General features: G+C 66.6%; 22 protein-coding genes. 15 read left to right on the forward strand and 7 right to left on the reverse strand.

The annotated features are described in order from the left end of the window. Nucleotides 1-52 precede the first annotated feature (52 nt). The gene (locus tag TGR7_RS06155; RefSeq protein ID WP_012637799.1) at nucleotides 53-1,840 is read right to left on the reverse strand and encodes a hypothetical protein; all 1,788 of its coding nucleotides are present in this window, start codon (nucleotides 1,838-1,840) and stop codon (nucleotides 53-55) included. 111 nt (nucleotides 1,841-1,951) lie between these two features. Next, nucleotides 1,952-2,998 carry an EF-P beta-lysylation protein EpmB gene (gene epmB, locus TGR7_RS06160; RefSeq protein ID WP_012637800.1) on the reverse strand — a complete coding sequence of 349 codons (1,047 nt, stop codon included), beginning with the start codon at nucleotides 2,996-2,998 and terminating at the stop codon, nucleotides 1,952-1,954. 65 nt (nucleotides 2,999-3,063) lie between these two features. On the opposite strand from epmB, the gene efp reads away from it, so the two are divergent. Beyond that, complete coding sequence (gene efp, locus TGR7_RS06165; protein ID WP_012637801.1) at nucleotides 3,064-3,627, forward strand: elongation factor P; 564 nt, start codon at nucleotides 3,064-3,066, stop codon at nucleotides 3,625-3,627. Between the two features lie 13 nt (nucleotides 3,628-3,640). Then, entirely contained in the window at nucleotides 3,641-4,597 is a 957-nt protein-coding gene (gene epmA, locus TGR7_RS06170) for an EF-P lysine aminoacylase EpmA (protein ID WP_041441117.1), read from the forward strand. Between the two features lie 129 nt (nucleotides 4,598-4,726). Here the strand turns inward: epmA and asd are convergent, their stop codons facing one another. Further along, the gene (asd, locus tag TGR7_RS06175) at nucleotides 4,727-5,596 is read right to left on the reverse strand and encodes an archaetidylserine decarboxylase (protein WP_012637803.1); all 870 of its coding nucleotides are present in this window, start codon (nucleotides 5,594-5,596) and stop codon (nucleotides 4,727-4,729) included. A gap of 1 nt (nucleotide 5,597) precedes the next feature. Then, complete coding sequence (locus TGR7_RS06180) at nucleotides 5,598-6,260, reverse strand: SCO family protein (RefSeq protein WP_041441120.1); 663 nt, start codon at nucleotides 6,258-6,260, stop codon at nucleotides 5,598-5,600. Between the two features lie 41 nt (nucleotides 6,261-6,301). Between TGR7_RS06180 and prmB the strand changes: the two genes are divergently transcribed. From prmB to TGR7_RS06195, 3 genes are all read left to right on the forward strand, one after another. Then, nucleotides 6,302-7,213, forward strand: coding sequence for a 50S ribosomal protein L3 N(5)-glutamine methyltransferase (gene prmB, locus TGR7_RS06185; protein ID WP_012637805.1), 912 nt, complete (start codon nucleotides 6,302-6,304; stop codon nucleotides 7,211-7,213). A 272-nt stretch (nucleotides 7,214-7,485) separates the two neighbouring features. Next, nucleotides 7,486-8,883, forward strand: coding sequence for an oxygen-independent coproporphyrinogen III oxidase (gene hemN / locus TGR7_RS06190; RefSeq protein ID WP_012637806.1), 1,398 nt, complete (start codon nucleotides 7,486-7,488; stop codon nucleotides 8,881-8,883). Between the two features lie 160 nt (nucleotides 8,884-9,043). Beyond that, the gene (locus tag TGR7_RS06195) at nucleotides 9,044-9,505 is read left to right on the forward strand and encodes a DUF2721 domain-containing protein (RefSeq protein ID WP_148211471.1); all 462 of its coding nucleotides are present in this window, start codon (nucleotides 9,044-9,046) and stop codon (nucleotides 9,503-9,505) included. A 113-nt stretch (nucleotides 9,506-9,618) separates the two neighbouring features. On the opposite strand, the gene TGR7_RS06200 is transcribed toward TGR7_RS06195, so the two are convergent. Both TGR7_RS06200 and TGR7_RS06205 read right to left on the reverse strand, forming a co-directional pair. After that, nucleotides 9,619-10,887, reverse strand: a complete 1,269-nt coding sequence (locus TGR7_RS06200; RefSeq protein ID WP_012637808.1) for a TlpA disulfide reductase family protein — start codon at nucleotides 10,885-10,887, stop codon at nucleotides 9,619-9,621. 81 nt (nucleotides 10,888-10,968) lie between these two features. Then, entirely contained in the window at nucleotides 10,969-11,826 is an 858-nt protein-coding gene (locus TGR7_RS06205) for an amidohydrolase family protein (RefSeq protein ID WP_041441123.1), read from the reverse strand. 73 nt (nucleotides 11,827-11,899) lie between these two features. On the opposite strand from TGR7_RS06205, the gene aroC reads away from it, so the two are divergent. From aroC to TGR7_RS06220, 3 genes are all read left to right on the forward strand, one after another. Further along, entirely contained in the window at nucleotides 11,900-13,000 is a 1,101-nt protein-coding gene (gene aroC, locus TGR7_RS06210) for a chorismate synthase (protein WP_012637810.1), read from the forward strand. Between the two features lie 27 nt (nucleotides 13,001-13,027). Continuing rightward, the gene (locus TGR7_RS06215; protein WP_012637811.1) at nucleotides 13,028-13,435 is read left to right on the forward strand and encodes a GxxExxY protein; all 408 of its coding nucleotides are present in this window, start codon (nucleotides 13,028-13,030) and stop codon (nucleotides 13,433-13,435) included. Nucleotides 13,436-13,504: 69 nt separating this feature from the next. Then, nucleotides 13,505-14,662 (forward strand): MFS transporter, encoded by a 1,158-nt coding sequence (locus TGR7_RS06220; RefSeq protein WP_012637812.1) that lies wholly within the window; start codon nucleotides 13,505-13,507, stop codon nucleotides 14,660-14,662. A gap of 9 nt (nucleotides 14,663-14,671) precedes the next feature. Here TGR7_RS06220 and TGR7_RS06225 read toward each other — a convergent pair whose 3' ends face one another. Then, entirely contained in the window at nucleotides 14,672-15,532 is an 861-nt protein-coding gene (locus tag TGR7_RS06225) for a LysR family transcriptional regulator (RefSeq protein WP_012637813.1), read from the reverse strand. 115 nt (nucleotides 15,533-15,647) lie between these two features. Here TGR7_RS06225 and leuC point away from each other — a divergent pair, with 115 nt between their 5' ends. From leuC to truA, 7 genes are all read left to right on the forward strand, one after another. Then, nucleotides 15,648-17,060 (forward strand): 3-isopropylmalate dehydratase large subunit, encoded by a 1,413-nt coding sequence (gene leuC, locus TGR7_RS06230; RefSeq protein WP_012637814.1) that lies wholly within the window; start codon nucleotides 15,648-15,650, stop codon nucleotides 17,058-17,060. A 12-nt stretch (nucleotides 17,061-17,072) separates the two neighbouring features. Further along, complete coding sequence (leuD, locus tag TGR7_RS06235; protein ID WP_012637815.1) at nucleotides 17,073-17,711, forward strand: 3-isopropylmalate dehydratase small subunit; 639 nt, start codon at nucleotides 17,073-17,075, stop codon at nucleotides 17,709-17,711. 236 nt (nucleotides 17,712-17,947) lie between these two features. Then, nucleotides 17,948-19,027 carry a 3-isopropylmalate dehydrogenase gene (gene leuB, locus TGR7_RS06240; RefSeq protein ID WP_012637816.1) on the forward strand — a complete coding sequence of 360 codons (1,080 nt, stop codon included), beginning with the start codon at nucleotides 17,948-17,950 and terminating at the stop codon, nucleotides 19,025-19,027. Nucleotides 19,028-19,263: 236 nt separating this feature from the next. Continuing rightward, nucleotides 19,264-20,286, forward strand: a complete 1,023-nt coding sequence (locus TGR7_RS06245; protein ID WP_012637817.1) for an aspartate-semialdehyde dehydrogenase — start codon at nucleotides 19,264-19,266, stop codon at nucleotides 20,284-20,286. A 136-nt stretch (nucleotides 20,287-20,422) separates the two neighbouring features. Next, entirely contained in the window at nucleotides 20,423-23,182 is a 2,760-nt protein-coding gene (locus TGR7_RS06250; protein ID WP_245523035.1) for a motility hub landmark protein FimV, read from the forward strand. Nucleotides 23,183-23,320: 138 nt separating this feature from the next. Next, nucleotides 23,321-23,977, forward strand: coding sequence for a hypothetical protein (locus TGR7_RS06255; protein WP_148211472.1), 657 nt, complete (start codon nucleotides 23,321-23,323; stop codon nucleotides 23,975-23,977). A 4-nt stretch (nucleotides 23,978-23,981) separates the two neighbouring features. Then, nucleotides 23,982-24,758 (forward strand): tRNA pseudouridine(38-40) synthase TruA, encoded by a 777-nt coding sequence (gene truA / locus TGR7_RS06260; RefSeq protein WP_222702418.1) that lies wholly within the window; start codon nucleotides 23,982-23,984, stop codon nucleotides 24,756-24,758. Nucleotides 24,759-24,877 lie beyond the last annotated feature (119 nt).

Here is a 24,877-nt window from a genome sequence, read left to right on the forward strand (position 1 = left end):
GGGCAGGTGGCAACATGCAGGACCTGCGCCCGCAGGGGACCAGCAGTGCGGACTAGATCAGGGTCCAGACCTTGTCGAAGGTGTCGCCGCCCGGGGAGGCTTCGGGGGAGGCTTGCTCGACGTTGCCGAGGCTCGTGTAGCGGAACTGGGTGAACAGGCTGGTGTGCTCGCCCTGGCTTGAGAGCTTCACGCGCAGGGCACGACCCGCCAGGTTGACGATGACCTGGTCGCCGAGGCGGAAGCGGCGCGTGGGGGCCAGCAGGCTGGGCGGCTGCTGGATGGTCTTGATGGCCGGCAGCAGCAGGGCCTCCACCGGGTCGCCGCTGGGCTGACCCATGTGGGCGTGCTCCAGGGTGACAAGCAGTGTCTTGGGCGCGAGCACCTGTACGCCGATCTCCAGGCCCTGTTCCCCCTTGTTGAGCATCCAGCGGATCACGCCGACGCGCCACTGGTTGTGGCTGCCTTCCTTTTCCCGCAGGCCGATGAGTTCGCCCACCTGGGCGCGGGTGGGTTGCTGCCCCGGCCAGCGCAGACAGAAGCCGCCGGCACTGGCGTTGAGCACCTGCCAGGTCTCGGCCTCGGCATGGCCCAGGCCGATGGCCCGGATGGGTGCGGGTGTGTGTTTCTCGGTGAGGTAAGACTCGGTGACCACATTGCCGCGGCCCACCATGTCCCAGGCATCGGCGCCGCCCAGGGCGTCGTGTTTGGCCAGGAACTGGCCTTCGCGGTCCGCCCGGTGCACGTCGGAGATGGGCTGCAGGCTCAGATCGCCGAACTGCGCGGGCTTGTCCTTGGGCCCGTAGACCTGCTCCTGTTCCTCGCTGATGGCGATGTGGATGTTGGTCAGGCCCATGGTGACGTTCATGTCGTCGTCCCGCTGGGCACGGCTGAAGCGACGCTTGCTGCTGCGGGTCCAGATATCCAGGAGGCGGCGCATGAGATCGGTGCTCATGTCCGTGGCCCGGGGCTTGCCGCCGTGCTGCAGGTGCTCGCGGATCTCGTGGATCAGCGGGGTCAGGTTGAACAGGCGCACCTGGGGGCCTTCCGGCAGCTCGGCGATGTTCACGTGCACCGGCCCCCGGTCTCCGTTGAGATCCGTGAGGGTGACGCCGTTGGCGCTATCGGGCATCGGGGTCGAGACGATGATCGCCGAATGCACGGCGGCCTGCAGGTAGTCGTTGAGCTTGTCCACCTCGCCCTGGCGCAGGGCGGGCGGGCGGCTCAGACCCAGCACGCACAGGCGGATGTAGGCGTCGCTCACTGTGCCGCGGTCTCGCTGGTGCAACTCGTCATCGGGCACTGGCGTATCATGCGCACCGTGCTTTTCGGCGATGGCGTAGAGCTCGTGGATGTCATGCCAGATTCCCTGGCCGAGGGGGGTGTACAGACGCCAGGCATGGATCACGCCGTCGCCGGTGTAGCGCAGCGCCCGGTAGCAGGCCAGGCCGAGCCATTTCTGGATCTGGCGCTTGTGTCCGCCCTGGACCAGGTCGACGATCGCCAGCCGGTAGCCCCGCCCCAGTTCCACCAGCAGGACCCGGTTGAGGTCGGCGATGCGCCGGCTTTTCTCCGGCAGGGGCAGGGTGCGGTTGTGAAAGTGGCGACTGAGGTGGGCCAGGATCACCTTGGCCGTGGGACGCAGGGTCTCCATCAGTTCCAGGCGGTCCACGGGAGACATTTCGGCCTTGTTCAGGCTGCGCAGGCCTTCATAGAACTGCCGCGTGGCCTCGCCCATGTTCACCATGGGCAGGGCCTCAAGCCAGCGTCGCAGTTTGCTCGGCTGGGTCGGGATTCCATCCGGTGTGGTGGTGGCCTTGAGGCCGGGCAGTCTGAACAGCATTCGGTGATTCCGTTGCTTGACCTACACCGTAGATCAGGAATTCTGTGAACTGGTTCAATATTCTATAGCAGCTGCCCGAATTTTTTCATGAATTTTCAGATGAACGAGGAATCATCCCGACAGGGGCGACTTCGCGTCCTGTCCCGGTATCTCCCGCACCAGCCGGGGCACCAGGTAGCCGGGCAGACGCGCCCTGAGCCCGTGGTGCAGGCGCAGCGCCCGATCGTCATCCACCTGGAAATGGGATGCGCCGCGCACCGGGTCCAGCTGGTGCAGGTAGTAGGGCATCACGCCGGTGGCAGACAGGGTTTCGCTCAAGTCTGCCAGGGTGTCCACGTCGTCGTTCACACCGCGCAGCAGCACGGACTGATTCAGCAGGCTCACCCCGGCCCGAGCGAGCCGGGCCAGGGCCTCGCGCACGGGCCAGTGGATCTCCCTGGCGTGATTGGCATGGATCACCAGGACGGTCTGGAAACGCCCGGGACGCAGCCAGGCCAGCAGGTCTTCGTCCACCCGCTCGGGCAGGATCACCGGCTGGCGGCTGTGCACCCGCAGGCGCCGTACATGGGGGATCTCCCCCAGGGCGCCGGCAAGGCCCGAGAGGCGCTCGTCGGACAGGGACAGGGGGTCACCGCCGCTCAGGATCACCTCGTGGATGGAATCGTCGCCCGCGATGTAGTCCAGTGCCGCCTGCCACTCACCCCGGGCGGGATTGGCTTCGCCGTAGGGGAAGTGGCGGCGGAAACAGTAGCGGCAGTGCACCGCGCAGGCGCCGGTGGTCACCAGCAGCACCCGGCCCCGGTATTTGTGCAGCAGGCCCGGCGCCACCATGGCGGCGCCGTCGCCCACCGGATCCTCCACGAATCCGGGGACGTCGCGGTATTCCGCGTCCAGGGGCAGGACCTGGCGCAGCAGCGGGTCGTTCGGGTCGCCGGGGCGCATGCGTGCCAGGTAGCCATCGGGAACCCGCAGGCGGAACAGTTCTGCGGCGCGGCGTGCCGCGGGCAGCAGGGCGGGGTCCAGGCCCAGACGCCGGATCAGCACCTCGGGGTCCGTGATGGCAGCGGCCTGAAGGCGCTGCCAGGGGCGCGCCCGGCCCGGGTTTGACGGCTCCGGCTGCGGGGGCACCTGTCTTGCTGGCAGTGTTCGGGTTATCATGTGCGGCTTGATTTTCCTGACTTTATCCGGAGCCTCGCTCCGCCTCCCGAAGAGACACACCACTTATGGCGAACTACAGCACCAGCGAATTCAAGAGCGGCCTGAAGATCCTGATGGATGGCGATCCCTACGCCATCATCGAGAACGAGTTCGTCAAGCCCGGCAAGGGCCAGGCCTTCAACCGCGTCAAGGTGCGCAACCTCAAGACCGGCCGGGTGCTGGAAAAGACCTTCAAGTCGGGGGATTCCGTGGAGGCCGCCGACGTGATGGATACCAACATGCAGTACCTCTACACCGACGGCGAATTCTGGCACTTCATGGTACCAGATACCTTCGAGCAGCACGCCGCTGGCGAGGCCGCCGTGGCCGATGCCATCAAGTGGCTCAAGGAGCAGGACATGTGCGTTGTGACCCTGTGGAACGGTGTGCCCCTGGCCGTGAGCCCGCCCAACTTCGTGGAACTGACCATCACCCAGTGTGACCCCGGCGTGCGCGGCGACACCGCCCAGGGCGGCACCAAGCCGGCGACCCTGGAGACCGGTGCCGTGGTCAAGGTGCCGCTGTTCGTGGAAGAGGGCGAGAAGGTGCGCGTGGACACCCGCACCGGCGAATACGTCTCCCGCGTCTGAGCCCCATCCCCCGGTGAATGAGGACTGGTACCCCGGGGCATCGCCGGACGTGCTGCGCGCACGGGCTGCGATGCACGCCGGGATACGTGCCTTCTTCGCCGGGCGCGGCGTGCTGGAGGTGGAGACCCCCATGCTCTCCCGGGCCGCCGCCACCGATCCCGCCCTGGAAAGCCTGGTGGCCGGTACCGATGCCGGGTACCGTTACCTGCACACCTCGCCCGAATTTCCCATGAAGCGCCTGCTGGCGGCGGGCAGCGGCGACATCTACCAGATCGCCCGGGTATTTCGCGCCGGCGAGGCGGGGCGTTATCACAACCCCGAGTTCAGCCTGCTGGAGTGGTACCGGCTGGATTTCGATGAGCACCGGCTCATGGACGAGGTGGAGGCCCTGGTACGAACGCTGGCCGCTGCAAACGATCCCGGCCCTGCCGAGCGTCTGGACTACGCCGAGGCCTTCCGCCGCCATGCCGGGCTCGATCCCTTCGCGGCCACGGTCGCTGAACTGTCCGCCAATGCGGCAGACCATGGCATCGCCTTCTCCGGCGAACTGGACCGGGACGGCTGGCTGGACCTGCTCATGAGCCAGGTGGTGGCGCCGGCCTTTCCCGCCGGGCGCCTGATCTTCATCCACGGCTACCCCGCCAGCCAGGCGGCGCTCGCCCGCCTGCGCCCTGGTGATCCGCCCACCGCTGCCCGCTTTGAGCTGCACTGGGGCTCCCTGGAACTGGCCAACGGGTTCCACGAACTGAGCGATGCCGACGAACAGGCGGCCCGTTTTGCACGGGATCTGGCGATCCGTCAGGCGCGGGGTCTGCCCGAGGTGCCCGTGGACCGGCACCTGCTGGCGGCCCTGCAAGCGGGCCTGCCCGACTGCGCCGGCGTGGCCCTGGGCCTGGACCGGCTGCTCATGTGCCTGACCGGCGCCTCGCACATCGACCAGGTGCTGGCCTTTGCCTGGGATCGTGCGTGATCCAAGGTAGGTCGGGCTTCAGCCCGACAGAGTGGCCTGCCGATGCCGCGGCTGTCGGGCTGAAGCCCGACCTACACCCTTCCCAATTCACCCTTCCCAATTCACCCTTCCCAATTCACCCTTCCCAATTCACCCTTCCCACTTCCCCAGTGCCTGCCCCATCTTCACCCGCACCCCCGGCGCCAGCTCGGCGTTCCAGGTGAAGGGGCCCTCCGGCAGCAGCAGGATCACCGTGGAACCCAGGTTGAAGCGCCCCATCTCGGCGCCCCGGGCCAGCTGCACCGGGCGGTGGTCGTAGCGGGTGACGGTCAGGTCATGCTGCGGCGGGGTGATCTCGCCGGCCCACACCAGCTCGATGCTGCCCACGTTGATGGCGCCCACCATGATGGAGGCGAGCGGGCCTCGGTCGGTGTCGAACAGGCAGGCGACCCGCTCGTTGCGGGCGAACAGGTTGGGGATGGTGCGCACCGTGTGGGGCGCCACGGAGAACAGCCGGCCGGGCACGTACACCGTCTCCAGCAGGCGCCCGGCGGCGGGCATGTGCACCCGGTGGTAGTCCCGGGGGGAGAGGTAGAGGGTGATGAAATGTCCGTTGCGGAAGGGATCCGCCCGCCGGGGGTCACCGCCCACCAGGATGTCCAGGCTGTATCCATGGCCCTTGGCCTGGATGATGCGCCCGTCGCGGATGCGTCCCAGGGCGCTGACGGTGCTGTCGGCAGGGCTCAGCAGGGCCAGCGGGTCCGGGTCCAGGGGGCGGACCTCGGGTCGCAGGGCCCGGGTGAAGAAGGCGTTGAAGCTCGCGTAGGCCTCGGGGCGGGATTCCTGGGCCTCGCCCATGGCCACCCCGTAATGGCGGATGAACCAGCGCAGCACCGGGTTCTTGGCCCGGGTCTCCCAGCGGGCGAGGCGATGCACCAGTCGGGAGATGGCGTGGTGGGGCAGCAGGTACAGGGGCAGGGACTTGAGCCAGTCAAGCCAGCGGGGCGGCACCTGGCTCATGTCAGCCGGGCCGGTAGCGCTTGTGGATCTGCAGGAAGTCCGAGGCCAGGGTCTCGACCTGGTGGGGGGCGCTCAGGACCGCCTGGAACTCGCCCCGGGGGTTGATCAGGATGATGGAGGCGGAGTGATCCACCAGGTAATTGTCCGGATCCCGGGGGTCCTCCGCCTTGCGGTGCAGGATGCCCATGGAGCGGGTCAGCGGGGTCAGTTGTTCCATGGGCCCGGTCACGCCGAGGAACTCCTGGTGGAAATAGGGCACGTAGGTCTTCAGGGCCTCGGGGGTGTCCCGCTCCGGATCCACGGACACGAACACCGCCCGGGGGTCGACGCTGGGGTCGGCGCGCCGGATCTCCTCGAAGGTGCTGGCCAGCAGGGCCATGGTCATGGGGCAGATGTCGGGGCAGTAGGTGTAACCGAAGAACAGGAAGGTCCACTGGTTCTCGAGGGACGCGCGGGTGAAGGGCTCACCGTTCATGTCCACCAGCTCGAACTCGGGCAGCGGCCGGGGCTCTGTCAGCCAGGTACCGCTTTGCAGGGTGAGCGTACCGCCGGGGGCGGCGTCCCGCTGCATCATGCCGATACCCAGCCCGATGGCCAGCGCCACCACGCCCGCCACCACCAGCAGGACGATCTGCAGACTGCGATTGTTCTGTGTGGATGTCATGCGGGTATTATTCCACATCTTTTCCCGCACCGGCAGAGACCATGACCGACCCCAATTGCACCCAGGGCCTGGAATCCATCCGCGACTTCATTCGCTGGGGTGCCAGCCGTTTCAACGAGGCGGGCCTGACCTACGGTCATGGCACCGACAATGCCCTGGACGAGGCCGCCTGGCTGGTCCTGCACGCCCTGCATCTCGGCCACGACCTGCCGCCCGCGTATCTGGACGCGCGCCTGTCCCGGGAGGAACGCGCCCGGGTGGCGGACCTGCTGCTGCAGCGGGTTAGCACCCGCAAGCCCGCCGCCTACCTGATCCGCGAGGCCTGGTTCGCGGGCCTGTCCTTCTACGTGGATGAGCGGGTGCTGGTGCCCCGTTCGCCCATCGCGGAACTCATCGAGCAGGGCTTCGCCCCCTGGATCGATCCGGAGCGGGTCGAGCGGGTGCTGGATCTGTGCACCGGCAGCGGCTGCATCGGCATCGCCTGCGCCCATGCCTTCCCCGACGCCCGGGTGGACCTGAGCGACATCTCCCCCGATGCCCTGGCCGTGGCCCGGGAGAACATCCGCCGCCATGGGGTGGCTGACCGGGTGCGCGCGATCCGCTCGGACCTGTTCGAGGGGCTTGCCGGCGAGCGCTACGACCTGATCGTCAGCAACCCGCCCTATGTGGACGCCGCCGACATGGCCGCGCTCACCCCCGAGTTCCGTCACGAGCCGGTGCTGGGCCTGGCCTCCGGCGAGGACGGTCTGGACGCCACCCTGCGCATCCTGCGTGATGCGCCCGAGCACCTGAACCCCGGCGGCATCCTGGTGGTGGAGGTGGGCAACAGCCAGGAAGCGCTCATGGCGCGGCTGCCGGACGCGCCCTTGACCTGGCTTGAGTTCGAGCACGGGGGACAGGGGGTGTTCGTGGTGAGTGCCGAAGATCTGGGGCGGCTGGGCGGTCAGGGGTGAGGGGTGAGGAGTCAGGGGGCAGGCAGGGCAGGCAGGGCAGGAGGCAAGCGATCGGGGGAGATGTAACGCGTGCGTAGGTCGGCCTTCAGGCCGACAGCAGAGGCTTCGATAAGCAGCGGCGTCGGCCTGAAGGCCGACCTACGGTTCACCCGAGGCCCCTCACTCCTTACTCCTCATTCCTCACTCCCTGACCGAATTGTTGACCTCGGTCATCTCCCGATCCGCCCGGGGGCGCTAGATTCCTACCAGGCCAATCAGACATACCCCATGCCATGACCCAAGCCCCCATCCCCCAGAACGTGGATTTCGATGCGGACCTGATCCGCCGCTACGATACCGCCGGGCCCCGCTACACCTCCTACCCGACCGCGGTGCAGTTCCACGAAGGCTTCACGGCCGAGCATTACCGGGCCCAGGCCGAGGCCAGCAACGCCTCCGGCCGGCCTCTGTCCCTGTACGTGCACATACCCTTCTGCGACACGGTCTGCTACTACTGCGCCTGCAACAAGGTGGTGACCAAGGACCGTGGCCGCGCACGGCCCTATCTGGACCGGCTGTACCGGGAGATCGGCCTGCAGGCGGCCCTGTTCGACAACAGCCGGCCGGTGGAGCAGCTGCACCTGGGTGGCGGCACGCCCACCTTCATCTCCCACGAGGAGATGACGGAACTGATGACCATCCTGTCCAGCCATTTCCAGCTGCTGGATGACGACACCGGCGAATACGGCATCGAGATCGATCCCCGGGAGGTGGGCGGGGACACCCTGGCCCTGTTGCGTCGCCTGGGCTTCAATCGCCTGAGTCTCGGGGTGCAGGATTTCGATCCCCGGGTACAGCGGGCGGTCAACCGCATCCAGCCGGCCTCCCAGACCCTGCATGTCCTGGAAGAGGCCCGGCAGGTGGGTTTCCGCTCCATCAGCGTGGACCTGATCTACGGCCTGCCGCTGCAGACCCCGGCGAGCTTCGCGGTCACCGTGGAGCGCATGATCGAGGCGGGGCCGGATCGCATCTCGGTGTTCAACTACGCCCACCTGCCGGAGCGCTTCAAGCCCCAGCGGCGCATCAACGAACAGGACCTGCCGTCCCCGGCGGACCGGCTGCTGATCCTTCAGCAGACCATCGCCCAGCTCACCGAGGCGGGCTATGTCTACATCGGCATGGACCACTTCGCACGCCCCGACGACGAACTGGCAGTAGCCCAGAGGGAAGGGACCCTGTATCGCAATTTCCAGGGCTACTCGACCCACGCCCATTGCGACGTGATCGGCCTGGGCGTGACCAGCATCGGCATGGTGCAGGACTGCTACGCCCAGAATCAACACGACCTGGAGCGCTACTACGCGCGCATCGATGCCGGCGAACTGGCGGTGTTCCGGGGCGTGGAGCTGGACGCGGATGACCGCCTGCGCCGGGACGTGATCACGGCGCTGATCTGCCACTTCCGTCTGGATTTTCGCGACCTAGAGTCACGCCACGGCATCGTGTTCTGGGATTACTTCGAGTGCGAACTGGAGGCGCTCGCGCCGATGCAGGCGGATGGTCTGATCGAGCTGAACGACTCTGGCATCCAGGTCAGTCCCAAGGGACGCCTCTTGATCCGCAACATCTGCATGGTGTTCGACCGCTACCTGCGCGAGTCTCGGGCGCAGCGGTATTCGAAGGTGATCTAGTCAAAGACCCTCAACGCAAAGACGCGAAGACGCAGAGGGCGCAAAGAAAGTCTTTTGGGGAAAACAATCATTAAGGCTTTACTGATCCGCGGACTGGCATGCATTCGCGATCACTTTCCCGCTAACATCCTGGGATTACATGGCCACCCGGGACAGCACCATGCCAATCTTCATGGAATCTCAGCCCGCCGAGATCTCCCAGGTGATCCAGCTGGCGGTTGCGCCGGTGTTCCTGCTGGCGGGCATCGGCGCCTTCATCAACGCCTTCGCCAACCGGCTGGCCCGGGTGGTGGATCGCAGCCGCAACCTGGAATCGGGCATGAGCGCCCTGGGGGACCACGCGGCCAGGGCCGCCGCCTATCGTGAACTGAACACCCTGAGAAAACGCGCCCGCCTGGCCTACCTGGGCATCGCCCTGGCAACCCTTTCGGGGCTGTTCGTTTGTCTGCTGATCGTGTTCGCCTTCCTGGACCACTTCTTCACCCTGGACCTGCCGGAGATCGTCGGCGGGCTGTTTGTCGCCGCGATGCTGTCCCTGATCGGCGCACTCATCACCTTCCTCCGGGAGGTCTTCCTGGCCGTACGCAACCTGGCGCTGCTGTACAAAGGGCCGGGAGAATAGAAAAGGGGAAGTTGAACCGCGAAGGACGCAAGGGTTTTACTTCACAAAGACTTGCTTTGCGTCCTCTGCGTCTTCGCGCCTTTGCGTTGAAGGCTTTTGACCTTCATGGGAACTCACTGCCCCCTGCTTGCCCGCGCCATCAGATCCTCGAACACCGCGATCACCTCCGGGTCCATCCATTCGATGGCGCCGAACAGGGCATGGCTGATGCGGCCCTGCCGGTCGATCACGTAGCTGGTGGGATAGGCGAGTACGTTCCAGTTGCGCAGGGCCTGACCGGCCGGATCCATGAGGATGGTGAAGTCCACGTTGATGCGTTCCAGGAAGGGCAGCACGGTGGCCTCGTCCTCGCCCAGGTTCACCGCCAGGATGGTGAAGGGCCGCCCCTCGAAGCTCTCTTCAAGGCGCTGCATGGAGGGCATCTCGTGCACGCAGGGCGGACACCAGCTGGCCCAGAAATTGATGAGCACGACCGTGCCCTCGTAATCGGCCAGGTCATGGGTCTTGCCGTCCAGGTCGGGCAGGACCAGGGGTGGTGGCTCCGGGTTGCCGCGCCAGGGTTCCAGGCGCCGGTCCTGGCGGGTTGGGGTGGCGGTGCGTGCCTCGCCGGGCAGATCCACGGCGGCGCGCCGAGATTCCAGGCCGTTCAGCAGGCGCAGGGCGGTGTCCAGCTCCGCCGCGAACTGGGGCTTGAATGCGTCCTCCGCCTCCAGGGTGTTGGGACGGAAGAAGAACCGGTCCCGCACGCGCGGCAGGGTGCGCACGTAGACCTGACTGCCGCCTTCCGCCAGCCGCTCGGCCATGGCCTTGAGCAGGGGATACTGGGGCGAGAGCACCGGCTGAATCAGGTACACGGGCAGGTTGGTGCCCCGGGTGATGGGCTGGAATTGCGCCGGGCGGTCATCCTCGGGAATGCCCGTGTGCAGGTAGGGGCTCATGAGTACCACGCCGCCCAGGCCGTCACGATCGGGTTCCTGAAGCTGCCATTCCCGCAGGCCGCTCAGCACCCAGGGAGCGGCCCGGTCGTTGCCGAACACGAACACCTGCTTGCCGGTTTCCTCCCGGGCCGCGTCGATCAGCCAGGCGATCAGGGCGTCGGGGATCTGGTCCAGGCTGCTGGGGGTGTTGGGCAGGAAGTAGGCGCTGAAGGGATCCGGCAGCCAGACCTCGACACCTCGGGCCTGCAGGAATTCCGCCTGCTGGTGATGGCCGGCGAGCACGCCGTGCTCCGAGGGCAGCCAGATGAGCAGGCGCTCGCCCTCGGCCTCGTAGCGGGCCACGGGCAGTTCGGTGCCATCCTTCAGGTCGAGGGTCATGGCGCCCGCAGCCAGGGGGGCGATCAGGCACAGGCAGAGCAGCAGGAGAGATCCCGTCTTTTTCATGTCTTCATCGGTGTGTTCAGAAATAGGCTGGGTTTATGACGCCGGAAAGGCCACAGAATTCCCCTGAATGATTGCGCGAGTCTACCGCACAGGCGTCTCCAGCAGGCGTTCGGCGTTGCGCCAGGCCAGGGCCTCGGCCAGTTCCGGGGGCAGCTGGGTCAGCCAGTGGCGGGTCTCGGCCACCAGTGCATCGAACTGGCGCCAGCGGTTGGGGCTGAAGGTGTCCATGCCCACCATGAAGCGGTCCGGGAAGCGCTCGAACAGCGCGGCCCATTCCGGATCAAGGACCCCGTCCGGGGCGATGCGCTCGTTGCGCATGGACAGGTCCACGTACAGGTTCTCGAAGCGTTCCAGGTACAGGCTGATGAAAAACGGCACCGGCACGGTGCCCGCGTGGGCCCAGAGGAGGGTCACCCCGGGGGCGTGCTCGAACAGGCGCTCCACGACGCCATGGTCGCCGTGCAGTTGCAAAATCAGGCCGCGCGCCTCGGCCAGCCGGGCCATGTCGCGGATCACCTCCGTGCCGGCGTGCTCCGAGAACAGGTGGAATTCGCCGATGCCCCGCCAGTGGCCCCACTCCAGCCACTGCTCCAGCCAGGGGATCAGGTCCGGGTCCGAGTGGTAGACGTGGCGGTCCTCCCGGCTGCGGTAGGGCATGAGGAAGGGCACGATGCGCTCCGGCGCCGCCTCGTACAGGCGCTGGGTGGCCTCGTTGGGCCGGCTGGAGAACAGCGCCCGGGACACGTGGTTGCGGTCGAGCTTGGCCAGGATCTCCTCGGGCGTCCAGAGCCCCGCCGCGCCGCCCACGTCCGGGCCGCTGTAGTGCAGGTGGGTATCGAAGATGGGCAGGTCCGCATCGGCGGCCAGGGCACCGGCGGTGCCTCCCAGGACGACCCAGAGGAGCATGCTGATGAGAGCGGTGCGCGTGGTGTATCTCATGAGTCCAGTTTACCGTCCCGTGGCACGCCGAATCACCCGCCCACACCCCGCGCCCTCTGCTACAATGCGCGCCATGTCAGGAAACAGCTTCGGAAAACTCTTCACCGTCACCAGCTTCGGCGAGAGCCATGGCCCTGCCATCGGCTGCATCGTGGACGGCTGTCCCCCGGGCATGGCGCTCACGGAGGCGGATCTGCAGAACGATCTGGAACGCCGTCGTCCCGGCAAGTCCCGGCACACCACCCAGCGCCGGGAGACCGACGAGGTGCGCATCCTCTCTGGCGTGTTCGAGGGGGTCACCACCGGCACGCCCATCGCGCTCATCATCGAGAACGTGGACCAGCGCTCCAAGGACTACGGCAACATCGCCGACCGCTTCCGCCCCGGGCACGCCGACTACACCTATTTCAAGAAATACGGCCTGCGGGACTATCGTGGCGGCGGGCGCAGCTCTGCGCGCGAGACTGCCATGCGGGTGGCCGCCGGCGCCATCGCCAAGAAATACCTGCGCGAGCGCTATGGCGTGGAGATCCGCGGCTATCTCGCCCAGCTGGGCCCCATCGCCCTCGAGCACAAGGACTGGGACGTGGTCGAGACCAATCCCTTCTTCTGCCCGGACCCGGACAAGGTGGCGGAGCTGGAGGCCTACATGGACGCCCTGCGCAAGGAAGGGGATTCCGTGGGCGCCCGGGTCAACGTGGTGGCCACCGGCGTGCCGCCCGGCTGGGGCGAGCCCATCTTCGACCGCCTGGACGCCGACATCGCCCACGCCATGATGGCCATCAACGCGGTCAAGGGCGTGGAGATCGGCGACGGATTTGCGTGTGTCGCCCAGAAGGGCACCGAGCACCGGGACGAGATGTCCCCCGAGGGCTTTCTCTCCAACCATGCCGGCGGGACCCTGGGCGGCATCTCCAGCGGCCAGGACATCCGCGTGTCCATCGCGCTCAAGCCCACCTCCAGCATCCGCATCCCGGGCCGCTCCGTGAACGTGCACGGCGAGCCCGTGGAGGTGATCACCACCGGCCGCCACGACCCCTGCGTGGGCATCCGCGCCACCCCCATCGCCGAGGCGGCGCTGGCCATGGTGCTCATGGACCACGCCCTGCGCCACCGGGCCCAGTGCGGCGACGTGCAGACCGACATGCCGGATATTCCGGGATCAACACCTTGAACAGCTGACCGCGAAGGGCGCGAAGGGATGCGCGAAGGACGTGAAGGAAAACTGGAACTGGTCGGGCATCAGGTCATCGACGCCTCGATGCGCGTTCACACCCGGCTCGGCCCTGGGTTGCTCGAAGGGGCATACGAGACATGCCTCGCTCTGGAGTTGCAGAAAAGAGGCCTCAGTGTTGAACGACAGCGGGTAATTCCCTTCGTCTATGATGGTCATCAAATCGAGAATGCCTACCGTATGGACCTGCTCATCGAGGAAATGGTCGTTGTGGAGGTCAAGTCTGTGGATCGCTTGAACGATCTCCACCTCGCCCAATTGTTGAGTTATCTGCGCCTCGGACAGTTTGCACTCGGCTACCTTCTCAATTTCAATGTGCAGCACATGAAGCAGGGCATTCGACGCGTGGTGAACTCGCGCGCGACGGTGATCTGAAAATATCCCCTCGCGCCCTTCGCGCTTCCCTTGGCGCCCTTCGCGGTTCGCTTTTGAAAGACATCAGGAATGCCCACGACCCCCTACTGGAAACTCTCCGGTTTCTATTTCTTCTACTTCGCCAGCATCGGCGCCTTCGTGCCGTACTGGGGTCTGTACCTGCGCGACCAGGGCTTCAACCCGGCGCAGATCGGCGAACTCATGGCCATCATCATGGCCACCAAGATCATCGCCCCCAATGTCTGGGGCTGGCTGGCGGACACCACCGGGCGGCGCACCTGGGTGATCCGCGTGGCGGCGCTGCTGGCGCTGGTGTGTTTCTCCGGGGTGACGCTCTACAGCGGCTACTGGTGGATGGCGGTCATGATGGCCCTGTTCAGTTTCTTCTGGAACGCCGCGCTGCCCCAGTTCGAGGCGCTTACCATGAACCGCCTGGGCAGCCGCACCAACCGCTACGCCCGCATCCGCCTGTGGGGCTCCATCGGCTTCATCGCCTCCGTGGCCCTGCTGGGGCCCCTGTTCGAACGGGTGGAGGTCTCGGTGCTGCCCTGGATCGTGCTGGTGTTGTTGGCCGCCATGTGGCTGACCACGCTGGTCGTCTCTGACGGTCCGCCCGGGGTTCAGGCGCGCAGCACCAGCTCCCTGCTTGCCACCCTCCGGCGCCCCGAGGTGCTGGCGCTGATCCTCGCCTGTTTCCTGATGCAGGCGAGCCATGGCCCCTACTACGCGTTCTTCACCATCTACCTCGAAGACAACGGCTACTCCCGCACCATGGCCGGCCAGCTCTGGGCCCTGGGGGTGCTGGCGGAGGTGGGGGTGTTCCTGATGATGCACCGCTGGCTGCCGCGCTTCGGCGCCTGGCCCCTGCTCATGGTGGCCATCGGGGTGACCGCCGTGCGCTGGTGGCTGCTGGCGAGCCTGCCGCAACTGCTGCCGGTGATGCTGCTTACCCAGGTGATGCACGCCGCGAGCTATGGTCTCTACCACGCCGCCGCCATCTCGCTCATCCACGAGTTCTTCCCCGGCCGACTGCAGGGCAGGGGCCAGGCCCTGTACTCATCGCTGAGCTTCGGCCTCGGCGGGGCCTTGGGCAGTCTTGCGAGCGGCTACGTCTGGGACGGGATCGGGCCCCACTGGGTCTACATCATGGCCTCCGGCCTGGCGGCACTCGGCTTCATGGTGGCCTGGCTGGGTGCCAGGCAGAGTCGACTGTCCGCCTCGGCTTGAGCGGTCCGGTCAGCCCGGCCCGGGCAGCATGGCCAGCATCGCGCCGGCGGCGTTGGACAGGGTTCGTTCGTGGTGCACGACGCTGCCCAGCCGTCGCACGGGTCTGAGGCCGGGCAGGGGCAGGGCCTGGATGGATGCGTCCAGCAGGGTCTCCGGCAGCAGGCTCCAGCCCAGGCCGATGGAGACCAGCATGCGGATGGTCTCGAGATATGGTGTCTCCAGGATGTGGCGGGGGCGGATGCCATGCTCCGCCAGGGCCGTGTCGATGAGCCCGCGGGTGAAGGTGCCGGCGGGGGGCAGGATGGCGTCGTGGGCATTGAGGTCCGGCCGTGCCTGCACGACCAGGGGATGGTCCGAGGCCACCACCGGCACCAGGGGGTCCGCCCAGACGGTGCGGATCTCCAGGTGCGCCTCGGGTTCGACAGGCAGGGTGACCACCGCCAGGTCCACGTCGCCATGGGCCACGGCCCGGCAGGCCTCCTCGGATTCCATGAAGCGGATGTGCAGATCCACGTCCGGCCAGTGGCGGGTGAAGGTCTTGAGGATCGGGGGCAGCCGGTGCAGGCCCACGTGGTGGGAGGTGGCCAGCCACAGGGGACCCGCCACCTGGTGGCTCAGGTTCTCCAGGGTGCGCCGGGCGTCGTCCAGGTCTGCCAGGATGCGCCGGGCCTGGGGCAGCAGTACCCGGCCTGCCTCGGTGAGACTCACCTGCCGTCCGATGCGGTCGAACAGGCGCTGCCCCAGGTCGCCTTCCAGGGCCGCGACCCGCTTGCTCACCGCGGGCTGGGTCAGGTGCAGTCGTTCGGCGGCCAGGGAGAAGGAGCGCGTCTCGGCCACGGCCAGGAAGGTGTTCAGGTTGTCCAGGTCCACGGCAATCCTCCATTTATTCCTAAATGGAATTTAGCACATGAAAAACATGAATTTGTGTTATTTCATGCCCCCGCCTATGCTTTTCCCCATCGCGAAATAGCGGAGGCATCCGTCCATGACCGGCAAGACCCTGTACGACAAGTTGTGGGACGCCCACGTGGTGCGCACCGAGCCCGACGGCACGGCGCTGCTGTATATCGACCGGCACCTGGTCCACGAGGTGACCTCGCCCCAGGCCTTCGAGGGCCTGCGCCTGGCCGGGCGCAAGCCCTGGCGCACGGACACGGTGCTGGCGGTGCCCGATCACAACGTGCCCACCACCCACCGGGACCAGGGCATCAGCGACCCGGTCTCGCGCATCCAGGTGGAGACCCTGGACGCCAACGTGCACGAGTTCGGCATCACCTTCTTCCCCATGAACGACGTGCGCCAGGGCATCGTGCACGTGATCGGTCCCGAGCAGGGCGCGACCCTGCCGGGCATGACCGTGGTGTGCGGTGATTCCCACACCTCCACCCACGGCGCCTTCGGGGCGCTGGCCTTCGGCATCGGCACCTCCGAGGTGGAGCACGTGCTGGCCACCCAGTGCCTGCTGCAGAAGAAGATGAAGAACATGCTGGTGTCCGTGGACGGCCGGGTGGGCCCAGGCGTCACCGCCAAGGACATCGTGCTGGCCATCATCGGCGAGATCGGCACCGCCGGCGGCACCGGCTACGCCATCGAGTTCGGCGGCGAGGCCATCCGTGATCTGTCCATGGAAGGCCGCATGACCGTGTGCAACATGGCCATCGAGGCCGGTGCCCGCGCGGGCATGGTGGCGGTGGACGAGACCACCATCGAGTACGTGAAGGGCCGGACCTATGCGCCCACGGGTGAACAGTGGGAAAGCGCCGTGGCCGCCTGGCGCGAACTGAACAGTGACGCCGATGCCCGGTTCGATCGGGTGGTGCGCCTCGACGCCACGGCCATTGCCCCCCAGGTGAGCTGGGGCACCTCGCCGGAGATGGTGGTGCCGGTGACCGGCCGCGTGCCGGATCCCGCAGAGGCCACGGACCCGGTGAAGGCTTCGGGCATGAAGCGGGCGCTCGAGTACATGGGGCTTGCAGCCAACACGCCCATCGAGCAGATCGCCATCGACAAGGTGTTCATCGGTTCCTGCACCAACTCCCGCATCGAGGACCTGCGCGCCGCCGCCGCCGTGGTGCGCGGCCGCAAGGTGGCGGGCAACGTGAAGCTTGCCATGGTGGTGCCGGGTTCCGGGCTGGTGAAGCAGCAGGCCGAGCAAGAGGGTCTGGACCAGGTGTTCCTGGAGGCGGGCTTTGAGTGGCGCGAGCCGGGCTGTTCCATGTGCCTGGCCATGAACGCCGACCGCCTGGAGCCGGGGGAGCGCTGCGCCTCCACCTCCAACCGCAACTTCGAGGGCCGGCAGGGGCAGGGCGGACGCACCCACTTGGTGAGCCCGGCCATGGCTGCCGCTGCCGCGGTGACCGGCCATTTCACGGACGTGCGCCAGCTGGCGCAGTCCTGAGGAGGATCTGACATGAAGCCTTTGACCACCGTCGACGGGCTGGTCCTGCCCCTGGACCGCTCCAACGTGGACACCGACGCCATCATCCCCAAGCAGTACCTGAAGTCGGTCAAGCGCACCGGTTTCGGCCCGAACCTGTTCGATGACTGGCGCTACCTGGAGCCGGGCGAGCCGGGCATGGATCACAGCGCACGCAAGCCCAACCCGGACTTCGTGCTCAACGCCCCCCGCTACCAGGGCGCCGAGATCCTGCTGGCGCGCAAGAACTTCGGTTGCGGCTCTTCCCGCGAGCACGCCGTCTGGGCGCTCACCGACTACGGCATCCGGGTGGTGATCGCGCCGAGCTTCGCCGACATCTTCTTCGGCAACAGCTTCAAGAACGGCCTGCTGCCCATCGTCCTGGACGAGGCCGTCGTGGACCGCCTGTTCCAGGAGGTGGAAGCCACCGAGGGCTATCGCCTCAAGGTGGATCTGGCCGAGCAGACCGTGACCACCCCCTCGGGCGAGGCGTTCCCCTTCGAGGTGGGCGAGTTCCACAAGTACTGCCTGCTGAACGGCCTGGACGACATCGGCCTGACGCTTCAGCATGCCGACGAGATCCGCGCCTACGAACAACGCCGCCGCGCCGAGGCGCCCTGGCTGTTTCGTTGATTCAACAGAATGGACAGGATTGACAGGATGACTATCTGAACAAAAGGATTTGACAGGATAACAACTCAAAGAGAAGAAGATCCGACAGGATTAACATGATTGACACGATTTCTAGTGCTTTAAATCCTGTAAATCATGTTAATCCTGTCCAATCCTTTCGGATCCTTTGAATCCTGAAATAATCCTGTTCATCCTGTCCATTCGCCTTTTCAAGTAGATAACCAAGGAACCTGAACATGACCAAGAAGATCCTGGTGCTGCCCGGTGACGGCATTGGCCCCGAGATCGTGGCCGAGGCCAGCAAGCTTCTGAATGCCCTGCGCCAGGACCACGGTTTGAACGTGGAACTGGAAGAGGCCCCGGTGGGCGGTGCCGGTTACGATGCCGCCGGCAAGCCGCTTCCCGATGAAACCCTGCATCTCGCCAAGGAGGCCGACGCCATCCTGCTGGGCGCCGTGGGCGGGCCCCGGTATGACACCCTGGACTGGGAACTGCGTCCGGAACGGGGTCTGCTGGGTCTGCGGTCCGAGCTGGCCCTGTTCGCCAACCTGCGCCCGGCGATTCTGTATCCCCAGCTGGCCTCCGCCTCGGCGCTCAAGCCCGAGATCGTGGGCGGGCTGGATATCATGATCCTGCGCGAGCTGACTGGCGGCGCCTATTTCGGCAAGCCCCGCGGCATCCACACCCGGGACGACGGCACCCGCGAGGGCTTCAACACCATTCGCTACGACGAGTACGAGATCGAGCGCATCGCCCGCAGCGGTTTCGAGATCGCCATGAAGCGCGGCAAGCGCCTGTGCTCCGTGGACAAGGCCAACGTGCTGGAGGTCTCCCAGCTGTGGCGCGAGGTGGTGGAGCAGGTGGCCAGGGACTTCCCCAGGGTGGAGCTGTCCCATATGTACGTGGACAACGCCGCCATGCAGCTGGTGCGCGCGCCCAAGCAGTTCGACGTGATCGTCACCGAGAACATGTTCGGCGACATCCTCTCCGATGCCGCCGCGATGCTCACCGGCTCCATCGGCATGCTGCCCTCGGCCTCCCTGGATGCCGCCGGTAAGGGCATGTACGAGCCCATCCACGGCTCCGCCCCGGACATCGCCGGGCAGGGCGTGGCCAATCCCCTGGCCACGATCCTGTCCGTGAGCATGATGCTGCGCTACACCCTCAACGAGCCGACGCTCGCCGACCTCGTGGACGCCGCCGTGAGCAAGGTCCTTGACCAGGGTCTGCGTACCCCGGACATCTGGACCGAGGGCTGCCAGAAGGTGGGCACCGCCCAGATGGGTGATGCGGTGGTCAAGGCCTTGAAGGCATAGGGCTGCCCATGGCCGCCGCGCCGCTGAGCGATTGGGGAATGGCGGGCACGGCCCGCCCTGTGTCATGTGACCATGGGCGGAAAATTTAAGGCGGCCTGTGGCCGCCACGCCCATGTCCGCGGCAGTCATGAACCTGGGTAGGCAGGGGCACCTGGGACTGCGACCATGGACAGGATGCCCGGGATTGTTCAGGATTGACGGAATTTGACGGTCAGACGTATTCAGAGAGAACGCATATGAGCAAGAAGTTCGATGTAGCGGTGGTGGGTGCCACGGGGGCCGTGGGCGAGACCATGTTGTCCATCCTGGCCGAGCGCGATCTGCCCCTGGGCGAGGTCTATGCGGTGGCCAGCGAGCGTTCCGCCGGCAGCCGGGTGAAGTTCGGTGACCGGTACCTTGTGGTGCAGGATCTCGCCAAGTTCGACTTCTCCAAGGTGCAGATCGGCCTGTTCTCCCCGGGCGCGTCCGTCTCCAAGGAGTACGCCCCCAAGGCGGCCGCCGCCGGCTGCGTGGTGATCGACAACACGTCCCAGTTCCGCTACGACGCGGACATCCCGCTGGTCGTGCCCGAGGTCAATCCCCACGCGGTGGCCGGCTACACCAACCGGGGCATCATCGCCAATCCCAACTGCTCCACCATCCAGATGCTGGTGGCGCTCAAGCCGATCCATGACGCCGTGGGCATCGAGCGCATCAACGTGGCCACCTACCAGGCGGTCTCCGGCACCGGCAAGGAGGCCATCGAGGAACTGGCGGGCCAGACCGCCAACCTGCTCAATGCCAAGCCGGTGGAGAGCAAGGTGTACCCGAAGCAGATCGCCTTCAACGTCCTGCCCCACATCGACGTCTTCATGGACAACGGCTACACCAAGGAAGAGATGAAGATGGTCTGGGAGACCCGCAAGATCATGGGCGACGACAGCATCCAGGTGAATCCCACCGCGGTGCGTGTGCCGGTGTTCTTCGGTCATTCCGAGGCCGTGCACATCGAGACCCGTGAAAAGATCACCGCCGAGGCGGCCCGGGAACTGCTCAGCAAGGCTCCGGGGGTGGTGGTGATTGACGAGCGCAGGGACGGTGGCTATCCCACGGCGGTGACCGAGGCGGCCAACCACGACCCGGTCTACGTGGGGCGAATCCGCGAGGATATCTCGCACCCCCGCGGACTGGATCTGTGGGTGGTCTCGGACAACGTCCGCAAGGGGGCGGCGCTCAACAGTATCCAGATCGCGGAAATTTTGATAAAAGACTATCTGTAGCCTATAGTTACGCCGTATAGTTAGACTTGACTTCACGAGCGCCGATCGCCAAGGCGGCAGCGCCAGGTAATCAGGGGGAGGCTTTCCGCGGAGCGGGCAGCCTGGCAGAACACCAAAATGCGAAGGGGAACAATCTGTGCGTAGACTGGCGATGGGCATGGCCCTCTGGGCGCTGTTACTGGTACCGGGACTGTCACAGGCGCTGGGTCTTGGGGAGATCGAAGTCAATTCGGCCCTCAATCAGCCGCTCAACGCGGAGATCGAACTGGTCTCGGTGCGCCCCGGCGAGATGCAGGATCTGCAGGTCCGCGTTGCCCCGGAGGCGCTCTACCGCCGCCTGGGCATCGAACGTTCCGCCATCATCACCGAACTGCGTTTCGCCCCGACGACCCTGCCGGACGGCCGTCACGTGATTCGCGTCACCACCAGCAACCCGGTGCGCGAACCCTTCGTGAACTTCCTGGTGGAGGCCACCTGGCCCGCCGGCCGCCTGGTGCGGGAATACACCCTGCTGCTGGACCCGCCGGTGCTGTTCGAGCAGCGCGCCGAGCCCGCCCCCCGGGCACCGGTCACCGAGGCCCCGCGCGAAGCCCGGCCGACCCCTGCGCCTGCCGCTCCCCGTCCTGCTGCCCCGGCGCCCCGTGCCACCCTCGATACCTACCGCGTGCAGCGCGGCGACATGCTCTGGAACGTGGCCCGGGATCTGCGTCCCGATGCCAGCGTCAGCGTCGAGCAGATGATGCTGGCCCTGCTGCGCGCCAATCCCGAGGCCTTCACCGACAACAACATCAACAACCTGCAGAGCGGCCGTGTGCTGCGCGTGCCGGACATGGCGGAGATCAACCGCCTGAATCAGGCCGAAGCCCGCACTGAAGTGGCCCGACAGAACGCCCTGTGGCAGGAATACCGCACCCGGGTCGCCGCGGCACCCCAGCCCCAGCTTCCCGCCCAGCCGGGCACCGAGACCGCCGTTGCGCCCCGTGCCGAGGCCGCGCCGGCACCGGCCGAGCAGGATGCACGGCTTGAGATACTGGCCGCCCGCGACACCGACGAGGCCCGTGCCGAGGTCGCGCGTGAACTGGCGCTGGCCCGGGAAACCGCCGAGACCCGTGGCCGCGAGGCCGAGGAACTGCGTTCCAGGGTGGCTGAACTGGAATCCCTGCTGTCGCGTAGCGAGCGGCTGCTGGAACTGAATAACGCCCAGATGGCCGAGCTGCAGGCCCGCCTGGATGAGCTCGAAGGTCGCGAACCCGCAGAGCCCGCTGAAGTGGCCGAGGCGCCCGCAGTGGTTGCGCCCGAGGAGCCGCCGGTCGTGGCCGAGACTGAACCGGCCCCCGCGCCTGTGGAGCCTGCGGTAGAAGCCGAACCCGTTGTGCCTGGCGAAGCCGTGACCCTCAGCGAGGTCGAGCGCATGGCCGAGACCGCCGAGGCGCCGGCCGTCGAGGCTGCCCCGGAACCGGAGGTGGCCGCGGCCCCCGCGCCGGCCCCGGCCCCCGCAGCGCCCGTCCAGCCCCGTCCTGCGAGCCTGGTCGACGAGATCATGGCCAGCCCCAACCTGATGATGATCGCGGGTCTGGTGCTGCTGCTGGTGCTGCTGCTCATCTGGCTGATGATCAAGCGTCTCGGCAAGGGCAAACGTGCGGCCGCCGCCTCCGGCATGGCCTCACCGGCCGGCGGCCGGACCGAACCCGCCCTGTCCGGTGGCGAGGGCGCCCTCGCGGCGGCTGCCGCCGGCGGTGCCCTGGCCGGTGCTGCCGCCATCGCGGCCGATCGCGGTGAGGCGGAAGGTCAGGAAGCCGAACTGAGCGAAGCCGAAGAAATGGCAGCCGCCGGGACCGAAGAGACCGAGGCCCCTGCCGCTGGTGTCGAGAGCGAGGAGATCATCAACGACGACACCATCGCCGAGGTGGATGTCTACCTGGCCTACGGCCTGTATTCCCAGGCCGAGGATCTGCTCAATAAGGCCGTGCAGGAACACCCCGATCGCGTGGATTACCGCTTCAAGCTGGCGGAGACTCATTACGCCAACCGTAACGTGGAGGCCTTCGAGGCCAACGCCCAGGCCATGCACGATACCCTGGCAGGCCGTCCGAGCCAGCTGTGGGAACGCGTGCAGTCCATGGGGCAGGATCTGAACCCGGCCAATGCACTGTTCTCCGGTGCAGCCGCCATGGATTTCGGCGGTGATGCCGGCGCCCCCGAGGTGGATCTGGACCTGGGCGTGCAGGACCTGGAGGGTTCCCTGGAAGACCTGGACCTGGGCGAGGAACCGGCTGCCGAGCCGGCTGAGACGCCGGAGATGGAAGCCGCCGGCGAGGTGGAGCTGGATCTGGACGTGGACGAGAAGCCCAAGGCCTCAGCCGATGAGGCCCTGGAATTCGATCTGGGCGACCTGGACCTGGGAGGAGAGGGCCTGGATACGGAACTGCTCGACACCACGGCGGAAACCCAGGTGGAAGAGCCCGTGGCGTCCAAGCCGCTGGACGTGTCCGCGGAGCTTGAGGAGAGCCTGGAGATCGGTTCCCTGGACGAGGATCTCAGTGCCGGCCTCGATGAGGAACTCGCGGCCTCCTTCGACCTGGAAGGCGAGACCGCGGCGGCGGAACGCCCCGTGGGCATCGATACCGCCGAAGACGACACCCAGATCATGGAGGAGGATTTCTCCGAGATCGATTTCCTCGGCGAGGGTGCGGAAGGCGATGATCTCCTGGTCACCGACGAGGAGGAGCAGGCGCTGCCCTCCGGAGACGAGGTCAGCACCAAGCTGGATCTGGCCCGTGCCTACATCGACATGGGTGATTCCGAAGGGGCGCGCAGCACTCTCGAGGAAGTCCTGACCGAAGGCAACGCCAGCCAGAAACAGGAGGCCCAGGGGCTGCTCGACCAGCTGTCCTGAGTCGGGTAAACCTTATAACGGGTGCGGTCCGGGAACGGGCCGCACCCGTTTTGCTTTTTGACGTCGATGCCATTGCGGGGCTGATCTCGCAGGACTGATTCCAGACCCATGCACCCAAGTCTTCGCATACTGGCCGTCATGCTGTTCATCCCTCTGGTCGCCCATGGCGGATGGCTGGTCGCCCTGGTCGGCGCTTTCGGCATTGCATTGCTGCTGGCGGGTACCGGCCGGGCGGGCTTGGCTCGTTTCCTGGGTATGAACCGCCGCCTGCGCTGGTTCTACCTGTCCATCGTGCTGATGTTCGGCTGGTTCACACCGGGGCGGGAACTGCTGCCCTTGCTGGGCGCGCTTTCCCCCACGGCCGAGGGCATGATGACCGGGGCCGGGCGGGTACTGGTCCTTGCCTTGGTGGTTGGCGCCGTGGTCTGGCTCCTGGAGCGCAGTTCCAGGCAGGAACTGATCGCCGGGCTGCTGTGGCTGACCCGCCCGCTGGCGTGGCTGGGTTTTCCCCGGGAACGCTTCGCGGTGCGCCTGACCCTGGTGCTGGAGACCGTGCCCCAGGTTCAGCCCATGGTGGCCGAGGCGCGCCAGGCGGGAGAATCGCAGGGGTCGAAGGATTGGCCCTCCCGTGCCCGCAGCCTATTCGAGCGGGTGATCGAGCGGGCCGAATCGGCGCCCTGCGAACCCATTGAGATCGAGCCGGGAAGGCCTCCGGGCATCCGTGATTGGGGCGTGCTGGTGCTCATGTTCACGCCGCTGCTGGTGTTGCTGCTGTGGGAAATCCTTAGGGTCTGAGATGATGCGCATTGCCCTCGGTGTGGAATACGACGGTTCCGGGTTCTGCGGCTGGCAGACCCAGTTGCAGGGGCGTGCCGTGCAGGCCTGCGTCGAACAGGCCCTGTCCCGGGTGGCAAATCATCCGGTGAGTGTGGTGTGCGCCGGGCGTACCGATGCGGGCGTCCATGCCACGGCACAGGTGATCCACTTCGACACCGAGTCCGTGCGCACGGCCCGCTCCTGGGTGCTGGGCGGCAACACCCATCTGCCGCCGGAGATCAGCCTGCTCTGGGCAAAAGAGGTCGATGCGGACTTCAGCGCGCGCTTCTCGGCGCGCAGCCGCCGATACCGTTACGTGATCCTCAATCGCTGGGTGCGCCCCGGTGTGCTGCATCGCAAGGTGAGCTGGCATCATCCCCCCCTGGATGCCGAGCGCATGCACGCGGCCGGGCAGCGCCTGCTGGGGGAATGGGATTTCACCAGCTTCCGCGCGGTAGGCTGCCAGGCCAAGAGCCCGGTGCGCACCCTCTTGTCCCTGTCGGTCACCCGCCGTGGCGATTTCATCTACCTGGACGTGCACGCCAACGCCTTTCTGCATCACATGGTGCGCAACATCGCCGGTGTGCTGATGGCCGTGGGGGAGGGGGAGCGGCCGGTGGAATGGGTCTCGGAGGTGCTGCACGCCCGGGACCGCACCCTGGGCGGTGTGACGGCGCCACCCCATGGGCTGTACCTGGTGCATGTGGAGTATGAACCGCAGAGTGGGATTGTGTTGGAACCGTTGTTGCCGGAGTTCTGAGGGTGGGTACGTGGGGGCTGGCTGTTTGAATGTTGGGTTTGGTTGGGTTTGTTTAAAGTCAAAGGCTTCCGATCCGGCTTGCAGCCGGCTCGGGTTACTTTCTTTGCTTGTCCAAAGAA

Origin of the sequence: Thioalkalivibrio sulfidiphilus HL-EbGr7 (assembly GCF_000021985.1) — a bacterium.
Classification (GTDB): Bacteria; Pseudomonadota; Gammaproteobacteria; order Ectothiorhodospirales; family Ectothiorhodospiraceae; genus Thioalkalivibrio_A; species Thioalkalivibrio_A sulfidiphilus.

Bases quoted from the DNA above. Each gene is read 5' to 3' on its own strand.
- TGR7_RS06155 (WP_012637799.1), bottom strand. From the start codon at position 1,840: ATGCTGTTCAGACTGCCCGGCCTCAAGGCCACCACCACACCGGATGGA.
- epmB (WP_012637800.1), bottom strand. From the start codon at position 2,998: ATGATAACCCGAACACTGCCAGCAAGACAGGTGCCCCCGCAGCCGGAG.
- efp (WP_012637801.1), top strand. From the start codon at position 3,064: ATGGCGAACTACAGCACCAGCGAATTCAAGAGCGGCCTGAAGATCCTG.
- asd (WP_012637803.1), bottom strand. From the start codon at position 5,596: ATGAGCCAGGTGCCGCCCCGCTGGCTTGACTGGCTCAAGTCCCTGCCC.
- TGR7_RS06180 (WP_041441120.1), bottom strand. From the start codon at position 6,260: ATGACATCCACACAGAACAATCGCAGTCTGCAGATCGTCCTGCTGGTG.
- prmB (WP_012637805.1), top strand. From the start codon at position 6,302: ATGACCGACCCCAATTGCACCCAGGGCCTGGAATCCATCCGCGACTTC.
- hemN (WP_012637806.1), top strand. From the start codon at position 7,486: ATGACCCAAGCCCCCATCCCCCAGAACGTGGATTTCGATGCGGACCTG.
- TGR7_RS06195 (WP_148211471.1), top strand. From the start codon at position 9,044: ATGCCAATCTTCATGGAATCTCAGCCCGCCGAGATCTCCCAGGTGATC.
- TGR7_RS06200 (WP_012637808.1), bottom strand. From the start codon at position 10,887: ATGAAAAAGACGGGATCTCTCCTGCTGCTCTGCCTGTGCCTGATCGCC.
- TGR7_RS06205 (WP_041441123.1), bottom strand. From the start codon at position 11,826: ATGAGATACACCACGCGCACCGCTCTCATCAGCATGCTCCTCTGGGTC.
- aroC (WP_012637810.1), top strand. From the start codon at position 11,900: ATGTCAGGAAACAGCTTCGGAAAACTCTTCACCGTCACCAGCTTCGGC.
- TGR7_RS06215 (WP_012637811.1), top strand. From the start codon at position 13,028: ATGCGCGAAGGACGTGAAGGAAAACTGGAACTGGTCGGGCATCAGGTC.
- TGR7_RS06220 (WP_012637812.1), top strand. From the start codon at position 13,505: ATGCCCACGACCCCCTACTGGAAACTCTCCGGTTTCTATTTCTTCTAC.
- leuC (WP_012637814.1), top strand. From the start codon at position 15,648: ATGACCGGCAAGACCCTGTACGACAAGTTGTGGGACGCCCACGTGGTG.
- leuD (WP_012637815.1), top strand. From the start codon at position 17,073: ATGAAGCCTTTGACCACCGTCGACGGGCTGGTCCTGCCCCTGGACCGC.
- leuB (WP_012637816.1), top strand. From the start codon at position 17,948: ATGACCAAGAAGATCCTGGTGCTGCCCGGTGACGGCATTGGCCCCGAG.
- TGR7_RS06245 (WP_012637817.1), top strand. From the start codon at position 19,264: ATGAGCAAGAAGTTCGATGTAGCGGTGGTGGGTGCCACGGGGGCCGTG.
- TGR7_RS06255 (WP_148211472.1), top strand. From the start codon at position 23,321: ATGCTGTTCATCCCTCTGGTCGCCCATGGCGGATGGCTGGTCGCCCTG.
- truA (WP_222702418.1), top strand. From the start codon at position 23,982: ATGCGCATTGCCCTCGGTGTGGAATACGACGGTTCCGGGTTCTGCGGC.